At 41.8% G+C, this 23,871-nt stretch carries 23 protein-coding genes; 10 read left to right on the forward strand and 13 right to left on the reverse strand.

Annotated elements, in window-relative coordinates; translation table 11 throughout:
- The first annotated feature begins 41 nt into the window (after positions 1-41).
- Together B2746_RS17860 and B2746_RS17865 are read left to right on the forward strand one after the other, a co-directional pair.
- Complete coding sequence (locus B2746_RS17860; RefSeq protein ID WP_290796809.1) at positions 42-878, forward strand: hypothetical protein; 837 nt, start codon at positions 42-44, stop codon at positions 876-878.
- Between the two features lie 7 nt (positions 879-885).
- On the forward strand, positions 886-2,148 hold the full coding sequence (locus B2746_RS17865) for a hypothetical protein (RefSeq protein WP_290796812.1): 1,263 nt from the start codon (positions 886-888) through the stop codon (positions 2,146-2,148).
- On the opposite strand, the gene B2746_RS17870 is transcribed toward B2746_RS17865, so the two are convergent.
- Both B2746_RS17870 and B2746_RS17875 read right to left on the reverse strand, forming a co-directional pair.
- Entirely contained in the window at positions 2,145-2,897 is a 753-nt protein-coding gene (locus tag B2746_RS17870) for a LytR/AlgR family response regulator transcription factor (RefSeq protein ID WP_290796815.1), read from the reverse strand. The genes B2746_RS17865 and B2746_RS17870 overlap by 4 nt on opposite strands.
- Before the next feature lie 11 nt (positions 2,898-2,908).
- Complete coding sequence (locus B2746_RS17875; protein WP_290796816.1) at positions 2,909-3,976, reverse strand: sensor histidine kinase; 1,068 nt, start codon at positions 3,974-3,976, stop codon at positions 2,909-2,911.
- A 213-nt stretch (positions 3,977-4,189) separates the two neighbouring features.
- On the opposite strand from B2746_RS17875, the gene B2746_RS17880 reads away from it, so the two are divergent.
- The 4 genes from B2746_RS17880 (at position 4,190) to B2746_RS17895 (ending at position 7,311) form a co-directional block, all read left to right on the forward strand.
- Positions 4,190-4,639, forward strand: a complete 450-nt coding sequence (locus B2746_RS17880) for a cupin domain-containing protein (RefSeq protein WP_290796819.1) — start codon at positions 4,190-4,192, stop codon at positions 4,637-4,639.
- 100 nt (positions 4,640-4,739) lie between these two features.
- On the forward strand, positions 4,740-5,498 hold the full coding sequence (locus tag B2746_RS17885; protein ID WP_290796820.1) for a hypothetical protein: 759 nt from the start codon (positions 4,740-4,742) through the stop codon (positions 5,496-5,498).
- A 5-nt stretch (positions 5,499-5,503) separates the two neighbouring features.
- The gene (locus B2746_RS17890) at positions 5,504-6,544 is read left to right on the forward strand and encodes a sensor histidine kinase (RefSeq protein ID WP_290796824.1); all 1,041 of its coding nucleotides are present in this window, start codon (positions 5,504-5,506) and stop codon (positions 6,542-6,544) included.
- On the forward strand, positions 6,541-7,311 hold the full coding sequence (locus tag B2746_RS17895) for a LytR/AlgR family response regulator transcription factor (RefSeq protein ID WP_290796827.1): 771 nt from the start codon (positions 6,541-6,543) through the stop codon (positions 7,309-7,311). Before B2746_RS17890 ends, B2746_RS17895 begins: the two co-directional genes overlap by 4 nt.
- Before the next feature lie 10 nt (positions 7,312-7,321).
- Here the strand turns inward: B2746_RS17895 and B2746_RS17900 are convergent, their stop codons facing one another.
- The 3 genes from B2746_RS17900 to B2746_RS17910 are packed head-to-tail and all read right to left on the reverse strand — an operon-like array spanning position 7,322 to position 8,306.
- Complete coding sequence (locus B2746_RS17900) at positions 7,322-7,819, reverse strand: GNAT family N-acetyltransferase (protein WP_290796830.1); 498 nt, start codon at positions 7,817-7,819, stop codon at positions 7,322-7,324.
- Positions 7,816-8,094, reverse strand: a complete 279-nt coding sequence (locus B2746_RS17905) for a DUF1778 domain-containing protein (protein WP_290796833.1) — start codon at positions 8,092-8,094, stop codon at positions 7,816-7,818. The genes B2746_RS17900 and B2746_RS17905 overlap by 4 nt, the downstream gene beginning before the upstream one ends.
- A gap of 53 nt (positions 8,095-8,147) precedes the next feature.
- Positions 8,148-8,306 (reverse strand): winged helix-turn-helix transcriptional regulator, encoded by a 159-nt coding sequence (locus B2746_RS17910; protein ID WP_290796835.1) that lies wholly within the window; start codon positions 8,304-8,306, stop codon positions 8,148-8,150.
- 48 nt (positions 8,307-8,354) lie between these two features.
- On the opposite strand from B2746_RS17910, the gene B2746_RS17915 reads away from it, so the two are divergent.
- The 3 genes from B2746_RS17915 (at position 8,355) to B2746_RS17925 (ending at position 10,213) form a co-directional block, all read left to right on the forward strand.
- Positions 8,355-8,624, forward strand: a complete 270-nt coding sequence (locus B2746_RS17915; protein WP_290796838.1) for a hypothetical protein — start codon at positions 8,355-8,357, stop codon at positions 8,622-8,624.
- A gap of 116 nt (positions 8,625-8,740) precedes the next feature.
- Complete coding sequence (locus tag B2746_RS17920; RefSeq protein ID WP_290796840.1) at positions 8,741-9,469, forward strand: hypothetical protein; 729 nt, start codon at positions 8,741-8,743, stop codon at positions 9,467-9,469.
- A gap of 90 nt (positions 9,470-9,559) precedes the next feature.
- Positions 9,560-10,213 (forward strand): hypothetical protein, encoded by a 654-nt coding sequence (locus B2746_RS17925; RefSeq protein ID WP_290796844.1) that lies wholly within the window; start codon positions 9,560-9,562, stop codon positions 10,211-10,213.
- Between the two features lie 111 nt (positions 10,214-10,324).
- Here the strand turns inward: B2746_RS17925 and B2746_RS17930 are convergent, their stop codons facing one another.
- The 8 genes from B2746_RS17930 to B2746_RS17965 form a co-directional block, all read right to left on the reverse strand.
- Complete coding sequence (locus B2746_RS17930) at positions 10,325-12,634, reverse strand: FdhF/YdeP family oxidoreductase (RefSeq protein ID WP_290796848.1); 2,310 nt, start codon at positions 12,632-12,634, stop codon at positions 10,325-10,327.
- Between the two features lie 30 nt (positions 12,635-12,664).
- Positions 12,665-13,036 carry a DUF7009 family protein gene (locus B2746_RS17935; RefSeq protein WP_290796851.1) on the reverse strand — a complete coding sequence of 124 codons (372 nt, stop codon included), beginning with the start codon at positions 13,034-13,036 and terminating at the stop codon, positions 12,665-12,667.
- Positions 13,037-13,057: 21 nt separating this feature from the next.
- On the reverse strand, positions 13,058-13,891 hold the full coding sequence (gene fdhD / locus B2746_RS17940; protein WP_290796854.1) for a formate dehydrogenase accessory sulfurtransferase FdhD: 834 nt from the start codon (positions 13,889-13,891) through the stop codon (positions 13,058-13,060).
- Positions 13,888-15,021: an ATP-binding protein gene (locus B2746_RS17945; RefSeq protein WP_290796856.1), complete on the reverse strand. Its 1,134-nt coding sequence runs from the start codon at positions 15,019-15,021 to the stop codon at positions 13,888-13,890. Before B2746_RS17945 ends, fdhD begins: the two co-directional genes overlap by 4 nt.
- Positions 15,022-15,175: 154 nt before the next feature.
- Positions 15,176-17,335: a TonB-dependent receptor gene (locus B2746_RS17950; protein WP_290796859.1), complete on the reverse strand. Its 2,160-nt coding sequence runs from the start codon at positions 17,333-17,335 to the stop codon at positions 15,176-15,178.
- A 38-nt stretch (positions 17,336-17,373) separates the two neighbouring features.
- Positions 17,374-17,691 carry a DUF6660 family protein gene (locus B2746_RS17955; RefSeq protein WP_290796862.1) on the reverse strand — a complete coding sequence of 106 codons (318 nt, stop codon included), beginning with the start codon at positions 17,689-17,691 and terminating at the stop codon, positions 17,374-17,376.
- An 11-nt stretch (positions 17,692-17,702) separates the two neighbouring features.
- Entirely contained in the window at positions 17,703-18,836 is a 1,134-nt protein-coding gene (locus tag B2746_RS17960; RefSeq protein WP_290796864.1) for a DNA polymerase beta superfamily protein, read from the reverse strand.
- Positions 18,805-19,551, reverse strand: a complete 747-nt coding sequence (locus tag B2746_RS17965; protein ID WP_290796867.1) for a nucleotidyltransferase domain-containing protein — start codon at positions 19,549-19,551, stop codon at positions 18,805-18,807. Before B2746_RS17965 ends, B2746_RS17960 begins: the two co-directional genes overlap by 32 nt.
- A gap of 183 nt (positions 19,552-19,734) precedes the next feature.
- Here B2746_RS17965 and B2746_RS17970 point away from each other — a divergent pair, with 183 nt between their 5' ends.
- Positions 19,735-23,829: a hybrid sensor histidine kinase/response regulator transcription factor gene (locus B2746_RS17970; RefSeq protein ID WP_290796869.1), complete on the forward strand. Its 4,095-nt coding sequence runs from the start codon at positions 19,735-19,737 to the stop codon at positions 23,827-23,829.
- Positions 23,830-23,871: the final 42 nt, after the last annotated feature.

Consider the following 23,871-nt stretch of genomic DNA (forward strand, 5'->3'; position numbering starts at 1 on the left):
TTCCATCTGCTAGCTTCGCAGCTCTTAAACCATTTCTTACTATGAATCAAATTAAAGAAAAGACATCTATTGTTAAATTGACGGGCATTCTATTGCTCTTTTTTATCAGTACCGGTTGTGAACCGGAAACAATAGAAAAAAACGACCCGGAGAAGCCGGCCAATTTTATTCCTCAGAAAAATAAAAAATACAGGTACAAAATTGAGTCTGAAGGTAGTCCGGCTGCAAACTCCACCCAATGGATCTCCAATGAAAAAGATTCCGCAGGAATAACCGTTTTTAACCTGCACACCGAACTGGAATCTGCCGGAAATATTCTTTTATTGGATCATAAACTCTTTTCACTTGCGGGAAAAACCTATCATGAAATAGTTGTTCCGGAGGTTTGGAATCAGACAATCAAAATGTTCGGCAGTATGCCCAATATTACCATTAAAAAAGCTGAACTCTTTGGATTCCCGGCCTGGATGACAATGGAAAATAGCATAAAAGAAAACAGTATTTTATCTCTATCCGGCCCCTTGTTACAGGGACAACGTCTTGAATACACCAATCATGGAGATCCTTCCTCACTTGAGCAAAACCTGCTACTGGAATCGGGTATCTCAAAAGTTGAAACGGTTGAACTGCCAGCCGGAACTTTTGTCTGCAATAAATTTATGTATGGTACCCGCTCAAAAACAATTCAAAAAAACAAAGACGGCGAATATACCTCCAGTGGTGAAGAAACCATTTCTGTTTGGGTGGCGCATGGAATTGGTATAGTGAAGCAGGAAAATTCAAGCAGGCTTGTAACTATTGTAGTACTTCCAACCGGAGAAATTAAAGAGCTCGTAACCACCACCACTTCCAAAACAACTCTACAGGAAATCAACTAAGCATACAATGAGTATCAATTTTAAATCAGGCATATCAATTCTATTTATCCTACTGGCGGCGGCACTATTCTCCTGTCAGAAATCAAAGCCAGGTACCCCTGCCAGCAATCCTCCGGTACCGGTAAATCATGGAACAGCTATTGGAACTGCAACAAGCAAAACAATTGGAACGGATGGCGGGCGTATTCTAAGCGCCGATGGGGCCATTCAGGTAGATATTCCCCAGGGAGCAGTGAGTTCACTTACCAATTTTACCATTCAACCCGTTACCTTAACGCTTCAGTCAGGAACCGGAAATGCGTACAGACTGGGACCGGAAAATGTAAATTTCGAAAAAGAGGTAACTATAACAATCAGGTATACAAACGATGATTTGATCGGTACCAATGAAAATGATTTATACCTTGCTTATCAGGATAAAGAGGGCTATTGGCACAGGGCAATTCAAACAACCATCGATAAGGAAAACAAAAAACTGCAAACCAAAACAAGGCATTTCAGTGATTGGACAATTCAGCGATTATTTTATATCAATGCCGAAAAATATGCTTTATCTGCCAATGAAGAAACAACACTCACCGTCACCTACTCTGATGCAATACCAGGAGATGAATTGCTTTCGCCGGATATTGAAGTGCCCTCTAAAAACATAGAAGAATGGTTTGTAAATGGTCCGGGTACAATCGGACAGGCTAAAAAATCAACCAGCAACTACAAAGCACCTGAGGTTATATCAGCACCGCAAACCATCGCTGTTGGAGTGCGAATAAAAAACATGGTTAGCCAGCGACACCCCGACCGGCCAGGGAATACGGGGTTGGTACTGGTTCAGGTTCCCATCCAACTAACTCCTGATGAATATTTCACCTGGGAAATTGATGGCAGCAGCCATATCGGACTCTCTCTTGATGCTGCAGTACTGGGAACTACAACTATACTTGGAGGAACAGGACTGACAGGCGGTGTAAATATTACACTGAATGCGGGTAAGGCCGGAAATTATGATATGGGTTCTGCTACTAATCCGGATAATTTTAACATGCAGGTATTCTTGTCGTCGCAATCAAATGTAATATACCAGGGCACCTATTATAACTGTAATGAATCAACACCCCGATACGGGAATGGAAAATTAGTGATTTCCAGCTTCGGGTCTATCGGTGGAATTATAGAAGGTGAATTTACTGCAACCGTTTATACCAGAGAATCTGATTGTTATAATAAAAGCAAACAAATAACAGGAAAATTCAGGATGCGACGAAAAGCTTAATCAATAAACACCGGGGAGCTCTGGTTCCCCGGGTTAAACTTTTCAATGCAGATTTGTTTATAATTTTTTCCAATTGGAATCTTTCTTGAGTCAATCAGAACATAATTGGGATTGTATCCTTTCACTTTATTAAGCGGCACAATAAACGATCTGTGTACACGCAAAAATGCCCAGATAGGCAACAGGTTTTCCATGGCGCTTATTTTCTGCTTTGTCATATAGGTCTGCTTTCCCGTTACCACTTTGATATAGTCCTTATCACTTTCAATCCACAGAATTTCCTCTGTATCCACTTTAATCAATTGCCGGTCGATCCGCATATAAATGTAAAACGGACGATCCGGAACAAATGGCTTTACCGGATTGGATTCGGGTAAGGTCATTGTCCTTAGCTTATACTGGTTGATGACCTTCTCAATTGCCCGGAGAAATCGTTCGAACGGTATTGGCTTAAGCAGATAATCTACCGCATTCAGATCAAATCCATCAATTGCATATTCCATATAGGCAGTTGTAAATATAACCAGGGGTGGGTGCTGTAAACTTCTGATCAAATCCGTTCCCGAAAGTCCGGGCATATTAATATCCAAAAACAACAGATCCACTTTATTGCGCTGCAATTCCTGAAATGCAGGTATTCCACTGTTAAATGTTCCAACCAATTCAATTTCAGGAACCTGTTGAACATACTTTTTTATTACTTCAACAGCCCTTGGTTCATCATCTATTATAAATGTTCGTATTGCCATTTAGCCAAAATTCAGTTTGTTAATTGGAGGGTAAGTACCGTAATGAAACAATCCTGTTCATCAAAAAAAACAAGTTCATGTTTACCGGGATAAAGCAGCTCCAGCCGTTTCCGTACATTCTCTACTCCAATTTTCCCTGATACCCCCTTATCATAAGGAGGTGAATCCGCTTTGCTATTACTGATATTTAATGTCAGGTTCTGCCCGTTAATATGCAACTGTATATTGATCCAGGGGGTATCAATTGTAGTTCCCGTTCCATGCTTGAACGCATTTTCCACCAGCGGAAGCATCAGTAAAGGGGCAATCCGGAGGCCGTCTGAGTTCCTGCATATAAATACATTCAACTCCAGACGATCTTCATACCTGAGTTGTTCCAATTTGATATAATCGTTCAGAATTTCAATATCTCTGTTAAGTGAAACTTCCTGTGCCGTACATTCATAAAGAGAATACCTGAGTATATTGGAAATACCCAACACTACCTCAGGAGTTTTTTCTGATCGGTCCAAAGAAAGTGAATAAATATTATTCAATGAATTAAACAGGAAATGCGGATGAAGCTGTGCTTTTAAAAAATCAAGCTCCGCCTGTAAGGCAAATTGTTTTCTTTCATGCGACAGGTTAAACAAACGCAGTGTAATTCCAATCCAAACAACAGCGTTACTACGTTCAAGGGCAGTGACAAAATAAATCGGGTGAAATAACTGATCCGTCCAATTCATGTCTATTTTATCCCAGGAATAATCAGGATCTGTTTGTTGATAGAAATACACAATATAGGGATCTGTCAGAAATATCTCCACTACCCTGTATAAAAAGCTACTGAACAAAATGATTACCATAGTAACTAAAAACGCACGCAGGTATTGACCTTTGATATAATAGTGTTTTACAACTACAAAATCTAACAGGTAAAAATATAGCAAGTGAACAGGCATAAGCATTGCAATTACTTTCATACCCAATTCAAAACTTTCAAATGCCGTTCCGTATATATAGGTTAACAATAGAAATGGCGGAATCCAAAAGACTACATGTCTTATTATGGGATATCTGGAAAATAGTCTGGTGATCATTAATAGGTTCAAAATTAACCGGTAAACGTGCAACTCAACGGAAACGTAGACGAAAGAAGGATTTCATCGACAAAATAAAGCATACTACTCCTAATAACAGCGCCAATTATCCCTGACAACAACCTTCTGTCTACTTAATGCCTAATAGATCGATCATTCTTTATCAACAGATGAATTCAATGCAATATTGCCGAAACTTAAATTATCCTAATTATGAATGATTTCCGAAATTACCAGGGTGGCTATTTTAAAACAGTTCTTTCTCCGGAACAATCAGGAGGCGAAATGGCCGTTCTGGATTTGGTGTTACCCAAAGGCGCAGAGCCACCACCACACCTTCACGAAAAAGAAGATGAGAGCTTTTATATTTTAGAAGGGATCGTCGACTTTTATATCAACGGAAAACTGACGCGAATTGCTGCCGGTGATTTTCTTTTTGCTCCACGTAATGTTCCTCATTATTTTAAAATAATTTCCGAAACAGCGCGCATATTAACAATTATGACACCGGGCGATCTTTGGAATTATTTTATGGAATTTAGTGAACCGTGTAAAGGCGATCCGATAACCACCCCGATGCAACCCCGCAATCAGCAGGAATTGGAGCAAATGGCTAAACGCATTTCAGCCAGGTATGCAATTCGGTTATTAGTTCCCCAATAGTCTATTCCATTCATTCGGAATTTTCCGGCATTCATTCGGTTGTCTCCATTGCCGGCAATAGCTGTGTTTAGTTTTGAAACATCAAACAAACACAGCTATCATGAAAAAAATCAACCGCGAACTGGTATTCCTCCGAAGTTTTGCCGCCATTACTGCAGGAGCTGCCATTCTACTGGCCTCCAGCGCCTTCACCGGAACAGGCATTGAAAAATTCACTGAAATTAATGTACAACGCATCAATATTGTGGAAGCAGATGGTACTACCCGGATGGTAATCACCAATGCCGCGCTCTTCCCCAATGGGAAGGACTCCATTAATAGCCGTCCCACGAACGTGCAGCGTAAAAAGCGATCCGGTATGCTGTTTTTCAATGAAGACGGTATTGAATGCGGTGGATTTATCTACGACGGACAGAAAAAAGGGAATGGTCATAATTCCGGACTCTCGCTCACCTACGACCAATATGATGGCGATCAGGTGATGCAATTGATTACCCAGGATTATCAGCAGGGTGAAAAACGAATGGTCAGCAGCCGGCTGGTTTTTAATGATCGTCCGGTTAAGGAAACACAGGCCGGAATCCATGCCATCAATATGGAATTGGATTCACTCAGAAAAAAAGACCCTGGAGCCGCAGAAAAGAAATACCAGGACTATCTTGCACAGGGTTTAATCGGAGGCGCCCCAAGAATTATGCTGGGAAAATCAGGAAGCGAAAACAATGGATTGTTTCTTTTTGACAACAATGGAATGCCAAGAGCCATGTTTTATGTTGATAAAGCAAACAATGCCAGACTCGATTTCTTTGATGAAAAAGGTACTGTAGTTCAATCCTTCCCAACGCCTGCAAAAAAATAAACGGAATGAAGAACAGGTTACTGAATATAGTTTATCAGCATCGCTTTTTCCTGTTGTTTACACTGCTGTTCGGATATATAGCGTCTATTCAGACAAGGCTGGTGGCAGGCCGGGAGCTGAATGCCTATCTTTTCACCCCGGAAGCAGCTCTGGCAAGCTTTATCAATGCACTGGTGATTTATTTTATTATGTCGCAGATTCTGCAGCAGCTCAATAAAAAGCAGGCGGATTTCAGTATCCGGATAGCACTGCAACTACTGGGCACCAGCCTGCTGATCTACCTACTGTTCAGTAACCTGTTCTCTTACCTGATTGCGCTGGCCTTTGATACGGTAGAAAGAAATTTTAATCAGCAAACATTGCTGATTGTTCAACTGAACCGCTTGCTGGATGTGTTCATTTATGGCGGATTCTTTCTGGCCTATAGCTATTACCAGAAAAACAAGGAAAAAGCAGCTGCAATTGCCTCTTATGACCAATCCATTTCTTCCAGCAGAATTGCTCAATTAAAGGCTCAGTTAAATCCGCATTTTTTATTCAATAACCTGAATGTGCTGGACCAGTTGATTGATGAAGACAAAACTACCGCATCCGCCTTCCTGAATGATTTTGCAGAATTGTATCGGTATGTATTGGAAAGCTCAGACAGAAAACTGGTGCCGTTGGAGGAAGAATGGAAATTTGCCCAACAATATTTCCGGCTGATGCAACATAAATACCAGGATGCGTATCAGTTGGAGCTTAGCGGAACAATCCCGAACGACCTGCTGATTCCTCCACTCACCCTGCAGTTATTGCTGGAAAATGCAATAGAACATAATTTGGGCACCCGGCAACAACCAATAAAAATTCAGGTAAATTTTACGGAATCCATTACAGTAACCAATACGCTTGTACCGAAACCATCCAAAAAAACAACCGGAGGACGATCACTGAAAAACCTGCAACAGCAATATGCATTGCTTTCGCCCACGTCGATTTCCATCCGGGCAAAGGCGGATCAATTTATAGTATCTCTTCCCTTTATAGTACCTTCCAAACCATGATCCGAATTTTACTAATTGAAGATGAAGCACCTGCTCTTAGAAAACTAAACCGTTTTCTGGAACAGGTGGAGGAAGAAGTCACAATTCTGGCTGAATTGAGCACGGTTGCAGAAGTAGCGGAGTTTTTAAAGCATAAACCGGACATCGATCTGATTCTATCAGACATTGAATTAAAGGATGGAAATGTGATGGAGTTTTATATAGAGCATCCCCTATCCATCCCCGTTATCTTCACTACTTCTTATAATCAATTTCTGATGGAAGCTTTTGAAACCAGCGGTATTGAATACCTGTTGAAGCCATTTAGCCTGGAGCGGTTTCAGAAGGCCTGGAAAAAATACCTGTCGTTGAGGGCGCAACCCGTTAATCAGACGGCGCTGCTGCAACAACTAGCTCAATTATTGCAGCAGCCGAAACAGGAAAGAAAATATCGCCAGCAATTTGCAGTAAACCTTGGCCGCAGCACCTATTTTTTATACAGCAGCGATATTGTCTTTTTTCGTGCATCGGATGGATTGGTGTTTGCTGTAGATCAGCAGGGAAAAAAACATGCATTGTCTTTCGAAACCCTGAAAGAAATTGAAGACGAAGTGGATCCTGCTGCCTTTTACCGCATCAACCGAAGTGAACTGGTACACCGGGTTTTTATTGAAAAGCTGGACAGGCCTGATAAAAATGCCATCACCATCAGCTTAAAGGGTATTCAGGAACAACTCGTAACGAGTCAGGCGGTTACGGCTGCCTTTCGGGATTGGCTATCGTTATAGAAAAATAACTTTAACCATGCAGTTGTGCAATGGTGGCCATTGGAAGGAACATTTTTCCACTATCAGGAAGCTGAATAAAGCCATATTTCTCATAGAATTTAATTGCAGCCTGGTCTATTGGGTCAACAACTACAGCCATCGATCCAATTTGTAGGGATACCTGGTAACTGCGACTAAGCGCATCCATTAAGATGGTTTCACCCAGACCCTGGCCCTGATATTCCTGGCTTACAGCAAGCCGCCCCAATAAAATCACCGGCAAATCAGTATAGGAAGGAGGAAGTTTTTTTATAAGATCCTCAGGTAGTTGAGCTCTTATTACTGAAGCACTCGATAAAGTATAGTATCCTTTAACTTTATTCCCATCCGGAAGTACGAAGCACACAGAAAGTTTTCTCTTTATGTCCTGCTTAGCCTGTTTCTGAAAATAAATATCAAGCTGTGCATTGCCACAACAAAAGCTTTCTCTTTCGTGCAAGCCAGTCAGCGTAACAGTTAGAAAATTCATTTTTTATCCGTCTGCTTTTTGTACTTCTTCATAGCAGCCTGCAGCTGTTTATTTGGTGCAGGAGGATTTATGATGGCATAAAAAAAGACATCCTCGTCATTTTTTGTAGCAAGAAAGGTCCGGTGCTTTTCTACAATTTCATCCGCCTTGCTTTGTACTGTAACTATAACAAATTCCGTGAGTGTTCTATAACCACCTAGATTGGCAGCATACTCAAAAAATTCCTTTTGCGATTCAGGCAGTCGGGTATCAAACCGGGACATGGCAGATTTCATAACGTTTGCATTTACAATTCAAATGTACGGATAATATCCGTACAAAAAAAGCATTAATCACCCTGAATAATCTTCTGCCGATGTGCCATACCCCATTTATGCATGGCTTCAACTACTTCAGAAAGGCTGTCACTATACTCCGTCAGCTCATACTCTACCGTTACGGGTTTGGTATTGCAGACCCGCCTGGTAACCAGTCCGTGTACTTCCATTTCCCTCCCACCACCTCAAGGGTATCCTGAATGGCTAATCTGGCTTTTTTGCAGGCCGCAACAATGGCAGCGGGACTGGGAGGAAAGAGCCATGTGCAGTTGCTGGGTATATTGGAATTGGTGATAGCTGCCCTTTGGCTGGTTCCCAGAACCGGGGTGCTGGCAGCATTGTTGGGGGTCGCTTATCTGGGTGGCGCAATGGCGGTACATTTTATCGGCAGCCAACCGATAATGGTACCGCTTGTATTACAGATCCTGGTTTGGCTGGTGGCCATTTACCGCTTTCCTGAACTCAGAAAACGCCTTTTCAATAACTGAGCGGAAAAGATTCCGGCTTAACAGACAATTTAAACAGTTCAACTGCAGCTATCCCTGTCTGAAATGAATTCGTTTAGCCGATTGTTCTTTGTCATTAACAAAGAAATAATCGATCTATGAAATATTTTAAAACAGTCAGTTTTATTTTGGCAGTAAGCGTTTGTGGATGTATTATCAGTTGTTCTGAAAAAGATGATGGCACGGAAGGAAGCTCAGTTGGCAAACTAACAGGAACTGCAAAAAAGAAGGATGGCACAGCGTTGAACAATGTCAAAATTATTGTGGACAATTCTATTTTTTTCAACTCCAATATTACCGCCCGAACAAATAGTGAAGGCAAGTATTCCATCACGGTTCCAACCGGTTCCTGGTTTGCTTTTGCCCAACATCAGGTTAGCTACAACGGTAAACAATACACTATTTACCTTAAACCAGATAAGGTAGAAGGATTTGGCAGAGAGGGTGGGGTGCGAAACTTCACCTGGGAATTGACGGGAGAAATGCCATCGCCACTGGCAGGAACTTTTGGAGGCCTGGTAAGTTTTGATAATTTCCCGGGTGATTTTGTGGAGAATGAACGCGAGATCAACTGGAGATTTGAACCATTGGGAAACCTGATAGACGGGTCGGCAGGTCAGGTTATTACGCGGTTATCTGCTGATGGCGATACGGTTCAGGATCTTCCGATAGGCAAATACCGGATCAGTGCTACCTACCAGGGACAGGCCCTTAAGCTCCGGAAATGGAATACGGAGGATACTTTTCAATCACATCTTGATATGGATTTCGAGCCTGTTATTGATGCACAATGTTTTAATTGCCTGAAACTGGAATACCGGAAATAAGCAGCAGAATTCAGTATATTCATACAGGAATTGCAAGGGCTCTTTACTTGTAGCAGGAACACGTTATTCATTAACCTGTAAATCAATTGTATGCGAGCACTTGCTAGCTGTATGAGTCTTTTGCTCTGCCTGCTGCTAAGCTGTGGACCTTCACAAAAAATTACCAGCTCCTGGGTAAACCCGAAATGGCCTTCCGGCACAGCGTATAAAACTATTTTTATTGCCGTCTTAAGCAGCCGGCAGTCGGTAAAAGCAAAAATCGAGAATGAACTGGCAGCTTTCATAAGTACCAAAGGTTATACTGCAATTAAAAGCTCCGACGCCCTTCGTTCCGCCTTTACGGATGACAAAATGCCGGATCGGGAAGCCATGCTGGGGAAGATCAGAGAATTGAACAGCGATGCCATTTTTACCGTGGCACTGGTGGATAAGGAAAGTGAATCACGTTATGTACCCGGCTCCATGCCCTACCAGCCTTTTATGGGTTATTATGGCCGGGGATTCTGGGGTTATTATAATTACTGGTATCCTTTTGGTTATAATCCGGGATATTATACAACAGATAAAACCTATTTTCTGGAAGGCAATTTATTTGATGTTAAAACCGAGGAGCAGCTCTGGTCAGTTCAAACAGAAGCCTACAACCCGAGTAGTATTGAAAAATTCAGCCAGCAATATGCCAGTCTGCTTTGGAAAAGAGCCGAAAAGGAATTGCCCATGAAACAAAAGCTGCAGGAGCCCTAGTGCCAGGTAGTGACGAATCAATCGATTCGTCACCACTGGGCTTATTATTTTTGACGGATCAAAACTATGATGTTGACTAATTTGCTTTCATCAGCATCTGATAATTAATTATTAATTCCTTCTTTTCAATTCTATCACCACCAGTTTACTGGTAGGTGTATTACTTTTAGCTGCAACAGAGTTAATGGGCACCAGCACATTGGTTTCCGGAAAATAAGTAGCACAGCATTGCTCAGGAATTGAATAGGCGATTACCAGAAATTTTCTGGCAACCCGCTCCCGACCTTCATGATAATTGAAGAGATCCACCTGATCCAATTGTTTCAATCCCAATGCCTGCATATCTTTTTCATTCATCAGAATAACCCTTCGTTCATTTTTGATTCCTCTGTACCGATCGTCCCATCCATAAATGGTGGTATTATACTGGTCATGGCTTCGGATCGTCATCATCATTAATTCTCCCGGCTTTAGTATTGTGACAAGAGGCTCAGCAATATTGAAATTTGCTTTAGCAGTACCGGTAGGGAAATTACCCTCCCTTGAACTATTGGGGAGATAAAAGCCGCCTCTTTGACGAACCCGTTTATTGTAGTCCTCAAAGCCTGGAATGGTTCGTTCAATTTCATCCCGGATCAGGTCATAATTATTTTGCAGTTGATCCCATTGAATTGAACTACACATACTCAGGGTTGCTTTAGCCAGGCGACATACAATAGCAACCTCACTCAGCAAGTCTTTGCTAACTGGTTTCAGATTTCCTTTACTGAGTTGTACCACGCCCATTGAATTTTCGCAACTTACAAACTGTTCTACACCGAGTTGCAAATCAAGATCCGTTCTGCCCAAAGTTGGAAGAATAATGGCTTCTTTACCTGTAATCAGATGACTTCGGTTCAGTTTGGTTGATACCTGCACCGTCAGATCCGTATTTCTCAATCCGGCAGCCGTATAAAGCGTATCAGGTGTTGCGCTTAAAAAATTTCCACCCATTGCAAAAAACACCCGAACCCTTCCTTCGTTCATGGCATGAATGGACTCCACTACATCATAACCATCCTTAGCCGGAGGTTTGAATTTGTAATTCTTTTCAATATTCTCCAATAACCATTTCCAGGGTTTTTCATAAATACCCATGGTACGATCGCCCTGTACATTGCTATGTCCTCTAACCGGACAGGTACCTGCACCTGGTTTTCCTATACTGCCTTTTATCAGCAAAAGATTCACCAGCTCCTTTATAGTGTCCACGGCATTTTTATGCTGGGTCAATCCCATTGCCCAACAGATGATAATTTTCTTTTTGAATTTCAGCAGTTCCGCCAATTGATGAACCTGATCCGGCAAGATTCCGCTTATCCGGCATAACTCATTAAAATCTTTTGACTGAATATGTGCTGCATATTCCTGAAATCCGCTTGTTTGAGTTTGGATGAAACTGTGATCCAGTACTTTTCCAGGATGTTCATCTTCAAAATTCAGCAACAGTTGAATAAGCGCCTGAATCAATGCCATATCACCATTGATTTTAACAGGCAGGTGCATGGAAGCCAGAGGGGTGGACTGTCCCATTAATCCGCTTATTTGCTGCGGATCTGCAAATGCTTTCAAACCGGCTTCTTCCAATGGATTGATGGAGACGATTAATGCTCCATTATCAACCGCCTTTTTTAATGCCGACAACATACGGGGATGATTGGTGCCCGGATTCTGTCCTAAAATTAAGATCATTTCTGCTTCATAAAAATCTTCCAGTGTTACCGAACCTTTTCCAATACCTAAACTTTCCCCGAGTGCAACCCCACTGCTTTCATGACACATATTGCTGCAATCGGGCAGGTTATTGGTACCAAAAGCCCGGATAAAAAGCTGGTACAAAAAAGCCGCTTCATTACTTGTTCTTCCACTGGTATAAAACACTGCTTCATTGGGAGATGAAAGGCTGTTGAGTTTGGTTGCTATTTTTTTGAAGGCAGCTTCCCAGCTGATGGGTTGGTAATGGGTTCCATTATCAGGCAGAAACACGGGTTGGGCAATGCGGCCCATTTTCCCGATGGTGTAATCGTCCAGAGCAGCGAGCTCCGCAACGGAGTGACTTGCAAAAAAATCAGCCGTCAATGCTTTGGCGGTAGCTTCTTCTGCGATGGCTTTAGCGCCATTTTCGCAGTATTCTCCTAATCGGCTGCGTTCATCATCCGGATCGGGCCAGGCGCAACCCGGACAATCAATTCCATTGTGCTGATTCAGTTTATTCATGGCTGTAAAGGCACGCAGAGGGCCCATCTCCCTGAGCAAATGCTGCATGGAATTCAGTACTGCCTGAAAACCGACTGCCTGATCCGAAGGCCTTGTTAACCGCAACCCTTTTAACGCTTCAGGCCCCTCCGGATTTGGTGTTCCGGATGCTTGCTTTTCAATCATACACACTCAATTTTATCGGGTAGAAATCTACTAGCAGGACTTCTTTGGATTATCATACATATCCGACTGGTCTTCATGGGTGTTTTCCAGACATTGCAAATCCTTTTCTATTACTATATTCAATCCGTTTATTTCACCATTCTCCTGAATTGAATACAGGCCCATTTCCGAACTATCTGTTAGAATAGCTGCTTTTGCCAAAGGCAACCAAACCACCAGTTTTCCCTCTTTAAAGGAAGCACCAACAGCAACAGCTGATTCTGCCACCATCAATTCATACACGAAAACTTCCTCTCCGGCAAGTATCGTTTGTTCAGTAACAGTACCTGTATCCTTCAAACTTTGTATATCAGTTTTACTTAAGCGAAGCCGTATGCTGTTTCCTTTGATTCTTATTTTCACGATGCTGATTATTGGGGAAAGTTACGTCAATATCCGCTCAGCACCACAGTAGATATTGAAACTGTTCTGCTTCAAAAATCCGATAAACGTGATATCAAATTCAAGTGCAGTTTCCACAGCCAGACTGCTGGGGGCACCGATAGAGCAGACGATTTTTATTCCCGCCATAGCGGCTTTCTGAATCAATTCAAAACTCGCTCTTCCACTTAAAAGAAGAATGGTATTGTGCAGAGAAAACGGCAGGGCATCTTTTTTGAACTTTAAGAATGCAGCGCCAATCAGTTTATCGAGCGCATTATGCCTGCCAATATCTTCTTTCAAATCAAGTAGTCTTCCATCTACATGAAACAAGGCTGCCGCATGGATCCCTCCGGTTGCATCAAATGTTGTTTGTGATACCCTTAGTAGCTCCGGTAAACCGGGAAATAGTTCAGCAGGGATTTTATTATCAGGATGCTTTATTTGAACCGGACGAACTGAACGTATAGCTTCAATGCTTTCTTTACCACAGACACCGCAGCTACTGGTTGTATAAAAATTTCGCTTTAGTTTCTCAATGGCCGGTTGTGCATTTCCGTTCAGCAAAATGGAAATCTTATTTTCCTCTTTTTGAATAAACGCAGGTTCCTGAAGATCATCAACTGATTTAAGTATTCCTTCAGTAAATAAAAATCCGGTGGCGAGCTCCGGATCCTGTCCGGGTGTTCGCATGGTTATAGAAACAGGTACAGGCATCTCTTCTCCTGATGAGCCAAGACTAATTTCCAATGGCTCTTCTATTGCCAGCTTCTCCTCCTGTTGATGCTGCAGCTCCTGACCCGGAATGAATTTTTTAATCTGGATTGTTTTTATCATACAATAAAATCGAGGTAATTATCGGGACTAATAACAGAAAAATCAGCATCGGGGTAAGCTTTCGCAAAACCTGCGGGTATTTTTGTCCGGTTAGGTTTCCATTTACATTCATAGGCCGTCATTTCCTGTTTATCATTTATTTCCAGCAAATCAAGTTCCTGCTGATCGTAGGTTCGCCAAAAATGATATTGAGGAAAGTATTGCCGGTACTGATTATACTTTAAACGTTCAGCTAAGAAATATTGTTCCCATAATTTTCCCACATCATTTCTGGCAGCAAGCGGACTGAAATTATTTATGAGTGCATTACGGATTCCATTATCATAGAAATACCATTTTTTGCTTTTGCTCACTTCTTTCCGCAAGTTTCCGGCAAATCCGGACAAAGGATAGATGATAAAAACTTTTGCCAGCAGATCCAGATAACGCTCCACCGTTTTTTTATTGATCTGTAAGGTGTTTCCCAGCTCAACCGTGCTTACTTCACTTCCTACCTGAAATGCCAATAATTGCAGGAGTTTATAAACAAGGTTGGCGCCTTTTACATTTTCATAGGCCAATAAATCTTTCAGCAAATAGCTGCTAACCATTGATTTCAGGTAAGCTGCTTTTTCTTCATCATCAGGTAACTGCCATAATTCAGGATACGAACCAAAGATCAGTCGCTGTTCCAGATTACTCTTTGTTGCAATCAGGTCTTCCTCATCACTGAGTTCAGCCTGTGCAACCGGAAATAACTGAAAAATCAGTTGTCTGCCAACCAATGGTTCGCCTGAAGCTGAAACTAATTCCAGCGAACTGCTTCCTGTTGCTATAATCGTGATTCCTTTGATGGAGTCGATCATTAATTTCAGAATTTTACCAATTTCAGGCACGGCCTGTGCTTCGTCAATAACAACCAGTTTCTTCTTTCCAATAAGCCTTTTATAATTAGTGACGGTACGTTTCTGCAATAGCGATGCCACGTCCATATCTTCTCCCTGAAGAAACAGCACATGCCCTTTATGATTGGCTACTATTTTCTCAATAAGGGTTGTTTTTCCAACACGACGGCTGCCATAAAGCAGCAATACTTTTTGCTTTCCAATTTGCTTTTCCAGCAAATTTTCTGCTATTCGTTGAATTTCCATACCGTAAAATACTCCAATTTACGTTAATTAGGGCAGTTAAATACCTCAATTTACGTTAATTGGGGCAATCGACTGCCCTAATTTACGTTAATTGGGGCAGCAGACTGTCCCAATTAACGTTTTTGAATAGATAATCCGGCTGGAATGCTTTTATTTACAATCTTAATTTTATTCCACCATTTAGCGCAAAACCATCAACCGGTGCATAAATATCCCTGAAATTCGGCTGATTGATATTTCCGGTAAAAATGGTATCAAATTTAGTTTGTCTGGTATCGGTGAAGTTTTCAAAATTGATATAAACAGAAAGCTTCTCCCATACTTTCTCCACCATAAATCCCAACATCCAGTAAGGTTTACCATAGTTTCCATCATTCAGGTACTGTTTGGAAAAATGATAGGCTTCCAACCCTATTTTCCATTTTTCCTCCACTTCATACATCAGCACATTATTGATTCGATGGCGGGCAGTAAGCGGCATCCAGTTCTTATCCTGACCATAATGCGTATTCGCATCTGTATAGGTATATCCTACAAAAAGTTTGAAATCGCCATAAACCAGGCGCAGATTCGTTTCTGTACCACGGGTGTCCAGATGACCGTTTGCCTGATCAAATTCAAACCCGGCATTTGCAGTTGGAACCAATACCAGCGGATCTCTTAGCCGGGTATAGAAAAAAAGATGATTAAGTGTAACTCCAAGTGCTCCGATAGATGTGGTGTAATTGAGATCCCAATTGACTCCAATGGATCGTTCATTCCTGAATAGTGCTGTATTCAGGGGCAAAATTCTCTGAAATTGGATTCGTTCAGCCTCTTCCGTAAAGATGGAAGGTGTTTTATATCCGAAGCCGCCACCCAGCCGCGTGGTAAGTTTTGGATTAATCCGATACATGGCAGATACCCTGGGCAATAGTTCCAGCCCAAATTCATTTACATAGTCCGCCCGCAGTCCGCTTTCCAGGATCAATTGATCGCTTATATTCCATGCATTCTGTATAAATAACCCAACGGTGTTATAATGATAATTTCTTTTTCCCTCTGCCGGGTTGGATTTTTCATTGAGGTCCTCCGTTAATAGGTTCAATCCGGCAACCCAATCGGCCTTAGCTCCCTTTTTAGTTAACGTGAGTTCAGAGAAAGAGGATTGCTGTACAGCATCAAACGCATAACCCGGAACTGCAATCGCTCTGTCAAAATAGCTGAAACTGTTTTTAAACTGAAGGGTTAAGCCGTCTTTAATTTTATGAGCAATACCGAGTTGTGTGATAAAGCGATCGGTATTATTTCGTTCATAAAATCCGGGGCTATTGTCTTTTATATAGGACATACTTCCACCGAGTCGGTTTTCGGTGATATAGGTCAGTCCGATGTCTGCGGTTGTCTTTTTCCCATAGAGAAACAACCGGGGATTCAAGGTGTATCGTTCGAATTCCGGAATGGCGGTAAGCCCTATATCCGCCGGGTCGTATGCGCGGCCTGAATTTCTGGAAGCAAATACCGTGAGGCCGGTTTTTCCATAACGTTCACTATAAAAACCACTCAGATCCAGTCCGCCTGCCGATGTTCCATTTGCAAGGAAACTCAATTCTCTTTTATCTGTAGGAGTTTTCGAAACAAGGTTTACCAATCCGGCTATTGCACCTCCTCCATACAGGGTAGAAGCAGATCCTTTGATAACTTCCACCTGCTTGAGATCCAATGGTGCAATTTGCAAAATCGATAAACCGCCTGCAAAGCCTGCATACATCGGGTAACCATCCCGCAGCAATTGCGTGTATCGTCCATCCAGTCCCTGTATACGGATACTGGCATTATAGGAAGTGGCGGAGGTTTGTTGGGTTTGAATACCGGTACTTTCGGTCAGGAGCATCCGAATATCACCGGGTTTCATATTGGCTTTTTCTCCTAATTCTTCGCCGGAAATTACTTCCACACGGGTTGGGATAGCCGAAATAGTGCGACTAATACGCGTAGCGGTAACCACCACTTCTTCTTCCATTTCCTCTTCTTCCGGTTCCAATTCAATGTCAATAAAACCTGTGTCGGACAGAGGAAAAGTTAAATTCAGCAGTTTCTCCTGGTATCCGGTGAAGCTGATGGTAAATTGTTGGATCCCGGCAGATACCTGTCCAAATTGAACCTGACCGTTTTGATCTGCCAGTTTGGATTGTTTCTTCTGCATCCATTCAATGGTTGCACCAGCCAGGGCTTCCTTTGTTTCACTATCTATAATGCGTGCTTTAAATATATGCTGCGCTGAGGCAGTTAGAACCAGGCAGCAGACAGCCATGCCTGTTAGTAGGTATTTCATGTTAATTTATCTCTCCGTTAAAAAATTAATGCTTTAATCTATGCGATGAAAAGCATTCGCGGAGGCTGAAAGAAGCCATGAATAAAATTGGCAGAGACATGTACTGTTAAACGGGACTGATGTTCCTGAGCAGGCAACTGGCAGGTTTGGATAGATAAGACGCGGATTTGATGAACAAAGCCAACACAGGTACCACAGGTAAAAAATGGAGAACAGGTACCTGAACCGGTATCTTCATCCGGGTGTGCAGTAATGGAAGTTGTAAGTTCATCTCCGCAATTATCCGCCGGACAGCAGGGTATCAAAGAACCTGCCATCACCAGCACAGAGAGAAAGAGAACAATCCATTTACGCATCCCTGCAAATTTTACAAATCATTGTTATTCAAAAAAATAAATGATTGCACTCCTGTTGCAGTTGAATAATAGGCTTTTCGCATTGCAACTAATAATTGGTTGGCTGCAATCAGATCAGGCGACTCGGGTAAATTTGCAGACAAATAATATGCAGGCAATTGGGCATGGAGCGCATGGGCCATGCTCAGCAGTTCATCATATCCATATTTTCCGGCTTTTATATCCAGCAGAAATTCTCTATCGCCTCTCCTGACATTCAATTTGCCTTCTGTTGCAATTTCTTTCGCAACCAGAAGCAGCCGGAAAACATGCATCATGTTTTTTGCGTCATACTTTTTGCCATGTTGCATCGTACCGGCATAGCGTTCTTCATTTCTTTTTTCTACCCAGTCCCAATATTCCTTATACTTTCTGCAATAAACCGAATAGGCATCCCTGTTAAAATACAGGATAGCAATAGGATTTCTGCCTTCAGGAATCGAACTGAGACAAACATCATTGGCTGTTTCTTTACGGATAACACCCGAATACTCGCAGGATTCAGACCGAAACAAACGATACATATCCCTAAAATGGTGGATGGAAGTCAGGCCCATTTCTTCCTGCATAAAGTTGTTTGAATTAAGATAATCTTTAAGCAGGACAGCCAGTTTGTCTTCATACACAAAACAAAAATCAAGAACAGTTTTTTTTTCCTTATCAACAGGATTAATAATTTTCTTTTCCAGCCCATATGCTTTCTTTATCTGTGTGAAAGCATAATTAGCAAAGCTGCTTTCACACAATTTGGAAAGAAACTGCTCTGGTTTAATCATATCCATGATATCATGTCGATATATTATGCAATCATCTGGAACCGCCAACAATTCCATCATATTTGGATTGTTTTTGCCTAACAATTCCAGAAATCGCTTTAGTTCAAAATAGACTATATCATTGGTTTCATTGGAAACTTGTGGTATATATTCCATACCCAGCAGATAATCCAATGGAAGTATGAATACCCCACGAATATCTGTATCCGAGTTTTCGGATGCAAGTCCATATGCCCTGCTTCCGGCAATAGTTTCAAATATCAACCATCCTTTCGCTTTTACCTCTTCCGGTGTCATATTAACTTTCCAGCATTTGAATAAAAAAATCATTTAGGGGATGTATTCCTGAATGGGCAACACCCAGTTCCATTTCTTTTGCGAGTTTAAGAATTTCCAGCTTGGCATTCACCCAATCATGCAGCGCATCTTTTTGATGAAGGTATTTTTCCCCTACAGTAAATTTAAGACTGATCAATCGTCTGATAGCATCAGCAGCGTCAGTATCAATATGCACAAATAGTTTTTCTATTTCCATAGGAACCACCGATTTATCGTTTGTTACCCAGATACAGGAAAGCAGGGAGCGAAGTAGATAGAAGAAACTTTTGAGCTTATACGTTTCAGCATCCTTTATATCTTCCCAGAACTTTGTTGCCAAGGAATAATGATGAAAAAATACTGAAGTAGGGGAGTAAAAGGATTGAATCAGTTCATTAAACTGCGAAGAAAAGTTATTATCCAGATAAATGATGGGAGAATTAAACCGTTCAATTAGCGGAACATTTGATTTTTTTAAGAGTTGCAAACTTTTCCTGAGATCCCACCCGGTTATATCGAGATCACCATCCATAAATTCAATGGTGTCTTTTTGTTCATGTAGCGCTAAGTACCAGTTTTTAGGGTGATGATATATAAAACGGACATCATAATCACTGTCGGGAGAAGGAAATCCCCATGCCCTGCTGCCAGTTTCGCAGGCATAGAGAATTTTAACCTGATATTCTGCTTCAATTCTATTCAAGAGTAAATTTATATTGTCTATCATTTGAATTCATTTTTTGCATCAATTGCTCAGCCTGTTAAAACTGATCAAAGATTGGATAGTATAAAGTATAAAAATAAAGGTTATAAGGAATTACCACCTTATAGTCTTGATCTCATTGATTTCTTTACTTACTTTTAATACGAAGGAATCAACTGCTTTATTTATTTCTGCTTACTTAACACGATGCGACTGCCCGGAAAATTTCAGCCTCTTATCTGCTGTCTTTTATTTATTACTTTATACACAAGAGCAGCAGACCAACCTATTAAATATATTGGGATTGAACAGGGATTGTCTAACAATGCCGTAACTGCCATCTACCAGGACAAAAACGGATTTCTTTGGTTCGGCACCTATGATGGGCTGAATAAATACAATGGATATTCCATTGAGGTATTTCGTAACCGGATAGGTGACAGCACCACACTTACCAATAACAATATCTATACAATAAAGGGAGATCAATCCAACCGAATTTGGGTTGGAAGTGAAAAAGGCGCCTGTGTTTATCAGCCCCAAACCGGAAAATTCATCCCACTGTACTATTTACCACAGGGAGAAAAACAGGTTGCTCCGGTAAATATCGGCGTACATTGTTTTGCTCCCATACATCAGCAACGGATGCTGGCCGGAACCAGTTTGTATGGTCTGCTGGATTATTCCGTTGATATAAAACCTGCTCTTTCCATCCCACTTGAAACCCGCTCAGGAACAACTCAATACATGGTTTCGGCCATTGAATTTGACAGTATCGCCAACAAAATATGGGTATTTGTACAGCAACGCGGACTTTATCTCTACGATCCTGAAAAAAAACTATTAAATCTGGCCAGCGATCAAATTCTTCAGGCAAAAACACTGAAAATCGGCCGTGATGGAACATTATGGCTGGGAAACCATGAAGGGCTCTTTAAGTATAACGCCCATATCCGTTCGTTTGAAACAAATGCTATTCCAAACAGCACCAATGTTGCCCATCTGGATCTTGATAATGCAGGCACCCTCTGGATTGGCACGGATGGAAATGGTCTTTGGAGCATACCGCCGGATTCGCTCTCGGCTCAACCATTCCTAGGACCGGATGGAAGATCTCCCTTAAACAGTAATTCTATTTTTGCTGTTTATGCCGATCAGCAAAACCGTAAATGGATTGGCACCCTGCGCGGAGGTATCAATATGATTGATTCAAGAATTTTCCCTTTTCAATTAATCCTTCACAAACAATCTGAAAAAGAAAGTCCGGTTCAAAACTTCATCCTCTCCCTCTGTGAAGATCCGGATCAAAATATATGGATAGGAACGGATGGAGCAGGATTACGCTACTGGAACAGAAAAGAGCATCGATTTACCGATTACATTTATCGCAGGAATCAAACCACCGGAATCAGCAGTAACTTTATTACCAATATTGCAGTAGATTCTGAAGGAGACACCTGGATATCCACCTGGTTTGGAGGAATAAATCGAATCAACCGGACTACCAAAGACATTAAGCAGTATTCCTGTTATAATACCAAAACGCGCAGTATTGAACCCCATGCCTGGATTGTTTTTGAAGACCGGTACCGGCAAATCTGGGCCAGCACCACCAATGATGGTGCTTTATATAAACTCAACAGAACTGCCGATCGCTTTGAAATGTTCGATCACTCAATTCTGAATTTGCAAAGTTTATATGAAGATCCGGATGGACAATTATGGGGTGGCAATTATTCAGAATTAATCCGAATAGACCGGCAGTTCAAAAAACACCAGCGCTTTCCAATGGGGAATACCGTGCGCTGCATCTATCAGGATAAAAAAAAGAATTTCTGGCTGGGCACGCAGGGCGGCGGACTGCTACTTTTCGATAAAACAAAAGGCAGCTACAAACGATTTACTACAGGCGATGGATTGCCCAGCAATACAATCCTTCGCATTCTGGAAGATGATGACCATGTTTTATGGCTAACCACCTTCAATGGTCTGTGTAAATATGATCCGGTTACCCGCATCAGTCAGAATTTCACCCAAACGGATGGACTGCAAAGCAATCAGTTCAGCTTCAATGCCGGCATCCGGCTCAGCTCTGGTGAAATGATGATTGGGGGAATCAAGGGGCTGAACCTGTTTCATCCTGATAGCGTTCGGTTTGGGACGGCTTTCCCACCACTGTTTTTATCCGGCTTATCAGTCAGCAATAAATCCATAGACGAGAGTCGGGTTTTTCTAACAAAACAAAGCAATACCCGGATGGAAGAATTGACCATACCATTTGACCTGGCCAATATTCATCTTGACTTCCTGGCTCTCGATTATTCCTTCCCGGATAAAATTCAATATGCCTATATGCTGGAAGGCTGGGACAAGGACTGGAATTATTCAAATCAGCAGCGTACGGCCACCTATATGCGCTTGCTGGAAGGCAATTACAAGTTTAAGGTAAAAGCTACCGGGTCAGATGGACAATGGGGCGAACCGGCAACCCTTCTTACCATGATAATACTTCCCCCCTGGTACCGAACAGGCTGGGCCTATTTGTTTTACCTGTTGGCAGCCATTGGTTTAATTGTAGGTTATTCAGTTTATGCTGCCCGTCAGGCAAGGCTTATTTATGAGGTAAAACTGGCGACCATTGAGAACCAGAAAGAAAAAGAATTGCATGAAAAAAAGCTGAGTGTATTTACCCAGGTTTCTCATGAGTTCAGAACCCCCTTAACACTGATCATCAATCCGGTTAAAGAATTATTACAACAAAAAAATAACCAGGAATCGCAACAGGAACTGAACGTCGTTTACCGGAATGCACGCCGGCTCCTTAGCCTGGTAGATCAACTTTTACATTTTCGAAAAGCCGACAGTGGTGCGGATGAATTGTATATAGCCGAATACCCCATACATGATCTCTGTTCAGATATCTTTCAGTGTTTTGTTCAGGAAGCCAAATTAAAATCGATCAACTATCAGTTTATTGATAAACTGAGTGACCCATCCCAAAAAATAGCCATCGATAAGGAAAAAATTGAAATGGCTTTATTTAATCTTCTTTCAAACGCATTTAAATACACACCAGCCGGAGGCAGCATCTCACTTGAAATAGGACAGGAAGCAACTGAACTGATGCTTATTGTACGTGATAGCGGTTGTGGAATTGCGCCGGAAGAACAGGAAAAAATCTTTAAAAACTTTCAGCAGGCCGGACCAAAAAACAAACAACGAACCGGTGGTTTTGGCATTGGATTATTCCTGGTTCATCATTTTATTACACTGCATGAAGGACAGGTTTTCTGCGAATCTGAACCTGGAAAAGGAAGCCGCTTCCTGATTCGGCTGCCTTTGGCAGTTTCAAAAATCAGCTCCGCACTACCTGATAAAGCCGATTCGGGATTATTTAAGGAATGGATGCAGGAATTGCCCGAAATAAGTCAGGATGCTGAAATACAGGATGCAGATCCCGCCATAGCGGACCCGGTCGAAAAAATTATAACGGATCGGAAACAGGTACTATTAATCGATGACAATCCAGAAATCCTTTCCTATCTGAAAAGCTCGCTGGGGAAAAAATACCTTGTACTAAGTACGCAAAATGGTGAAGAAGGCTGGCGTCTGGCTACGGAACGTTTACCCGACCTGATAATCAGCGATATAAATATGGGGGGTATATCAGGACTTGATCTTTGTAAACAGTTGAAAAGTTCGTCGCTCACCAGTCATATTCCGCTGATTCTGTTAACCGGGGAAGTTGGTTCAGAAATGCAGGTACAGGGTATGGAAGGTGGTGCCGATGATTATATAACCAAACCTTTTGAACTGGATGTATTACAGGCAAGAATGGAGGCACTGCTCCGGAGCCGGTCTCTTTTGCACCAATATTTTCAGGACGAGGTTACCCTGCAGTCGAATCATATAAAAGTACCTGCTGAATACCAGTTTTTTCTTCGGAAATGCATGGAAGTTATTGAAGAAAATATTGATAACGAATCCTTTACGATTAAAATTTTTGCCCAGCAAATGGGCATGAGCCAGTCGGGATTGTATCAGAAGATCAAAACCATATCCGGACAATCGCTTAATTCTTTTATCCGGACTATCCGGCTTCGTAAAGCGGCCGTTTTGATGTTATCGGAAAATATGAATGTGAGTCAGGCGGGATTTCAGGTTGGATTTGCCGACTCCCGCTATTTCCGCGAACAGTTCTCCAAATTATTTGGCATGAATCCATCGGATTATATAAAAAAATACCGGGGCAGCTTTAACCGCGAATTCACCAAAATTGTCAATTTACCCCCCGTAAAATAGGGTTTTACCCCCCATTTCAGCCTGTTTTTGAGTATAAACTTG

It is taken from the genome of Flavihumibacter sp. UBA7668 (assembly GCF_002483205.1).
Taxonomy (GTDB): Bacteria; Bacteroidota; Bacteroidia; order Chitinophagales; family Chitinophagaceae; genus Flavihumibacter.

Bases quoted from the DNA above. Each gene is read 5' to 3' on its own strand.
- B2746_RS17965 (WP_290796867.1), bottom strand. From the start codon at position 19,551: ATGATAGACAATATAAATTTACTCTTGAATAGAATTGAAGCAGAATAT.
- B2746_RS17895 (WP_290796827.1), top strand. From the start codon at position 6,541: ATGATCCGAATTTTACTAATTGAAGATGAAGCACCTGCTCTTAGAAAA.
- B2746_RS17890 (WP_290796824.1), top strand. From the start codon at position 5,504: ATGAAGAACAGGTTACTGAATATAGTTTATCAGCATCGCTTTTTCCTG.
- B2746_RS17955 (WP_290796862.1), bottom strand. From the start codon at position 17,691: ATGCGTAAATGGATTGTTCTCTTTCTCTCTGTGCTGGTGATGGCAGGT.
- B2746_RS17910 (WP_290796835.1), bottom strand. From the start codon at position 8,306: ATGGAAGTACACGGACTGGTTACCAGGCGGGTCTGCAATACCAAACCC.
- B2746_RS17865 (WP_290796812.1), top strand. From the start codon at position 886: ATGAGTATCAATTTTAAATCAGGCATATCAATTCTATTTATCCTACTG.
- fdhD (WP_290796854.1), bottom strand. From the start codon at position 13,891: ATGATAAAAACAATCCAGATTAAAAAATTCATTCCGGGTCAGGAGCTG.
- B2746_RS17960 (WP_290796864.1), bottom strand. From the start codon at position 18,836: ATGATTTTTTTATTCAAATGCTGGAAAGTTAATATGACACCGGAAGAG.
- B2746_RS17870 (WP_290796815.1), bottom strand. From the start codon at position 2,897: ATGGCAATACGAACATTTATAATAGATGATGAACCAAGGGCTGTTGAA.
- B2746_RS17920 (WP_290796840.1), top strand. From the start codon at position 8,741: ATGAAATATTTTAAAACAGTCAGTTTTATTTTGGCAGTAAGCGTTTGT.
- B2746_RS17885 (WP_290796820.1), top strand. From the start codon at position 4,740: ATGAAAAAAATCAACCGCGAACTGGTATTCCTCCGAAGTTTTGCCGCC.
- B2746_RS17905 (WP_290796833.1), bottom strand. From the start codon at position 8,094: ATGAAATCTGCCATGTCCCGGTTTGATACCCGACTGCCTGAATCGCAA.
- B2746_RS17875 (WP_290796816.1), bottom strand. From the start codon at position 3,976: ATGATCACCAGACTATTTTCCAGATATCCCATAATAAGACATGTAGTC.
- B2746_RS17925 (WP_290796844.1), top strand. From the start codon at position 9,560: ATGCGAGCACTTGCTAGCTGTATGAGTCTTTTGCTCTGCCTGCTGCTA.
- B2746_RS17945 (WP_290796856.1), bottom strand. From the start codon at position 15,021: ATGGAAATTCAACGAATAGCAGAAAATTTGCTGGAAAAGCAAATTGGA.
- B2746_RS17900 (WP_290796830.1), bottom strand. From the start codon at position 7,819: ATGAATTTTCTAACTGTTACGCTGACTGGCTTGCACGAAAGAGAAAGC.
- B2746_RS17880 (WP_290796819.1), top strand. From the start codon at position 4,190: ATGAATGATTTCCGAAATTACCAGGGTGGCTATTTTAAAACAGTTCTT.
- B2746_RS17930 (WP_290796848.1), bottom strand. From the start codon at position 12,634: ATGATTGAAAAGCAAGCATCCGGAACACCAAATCCGGAGGGGCCTGAA.
- B2746_RS17950 (WP_290796859.1), bottom strand. From the start codon at position 17,335: ATGAAATACCTACTAACAGGCATGGCTGTCTGCTGCCTGGTTCTAACT.
- B2746_RS17860 (WP_290796809.1), top strand. From the start codon at position 42: ATGAATCAAATTAAAGAAAAGACATCTATTGTTAAATTGACGGGCATT.
- B2746_RS17970 (WP_290796869.1), top strand. From the start codon at position 19,735: ATGCGACTGCCCGGAAAATTTCAGCCTCTTATCTGCTGTCTTTTATTT.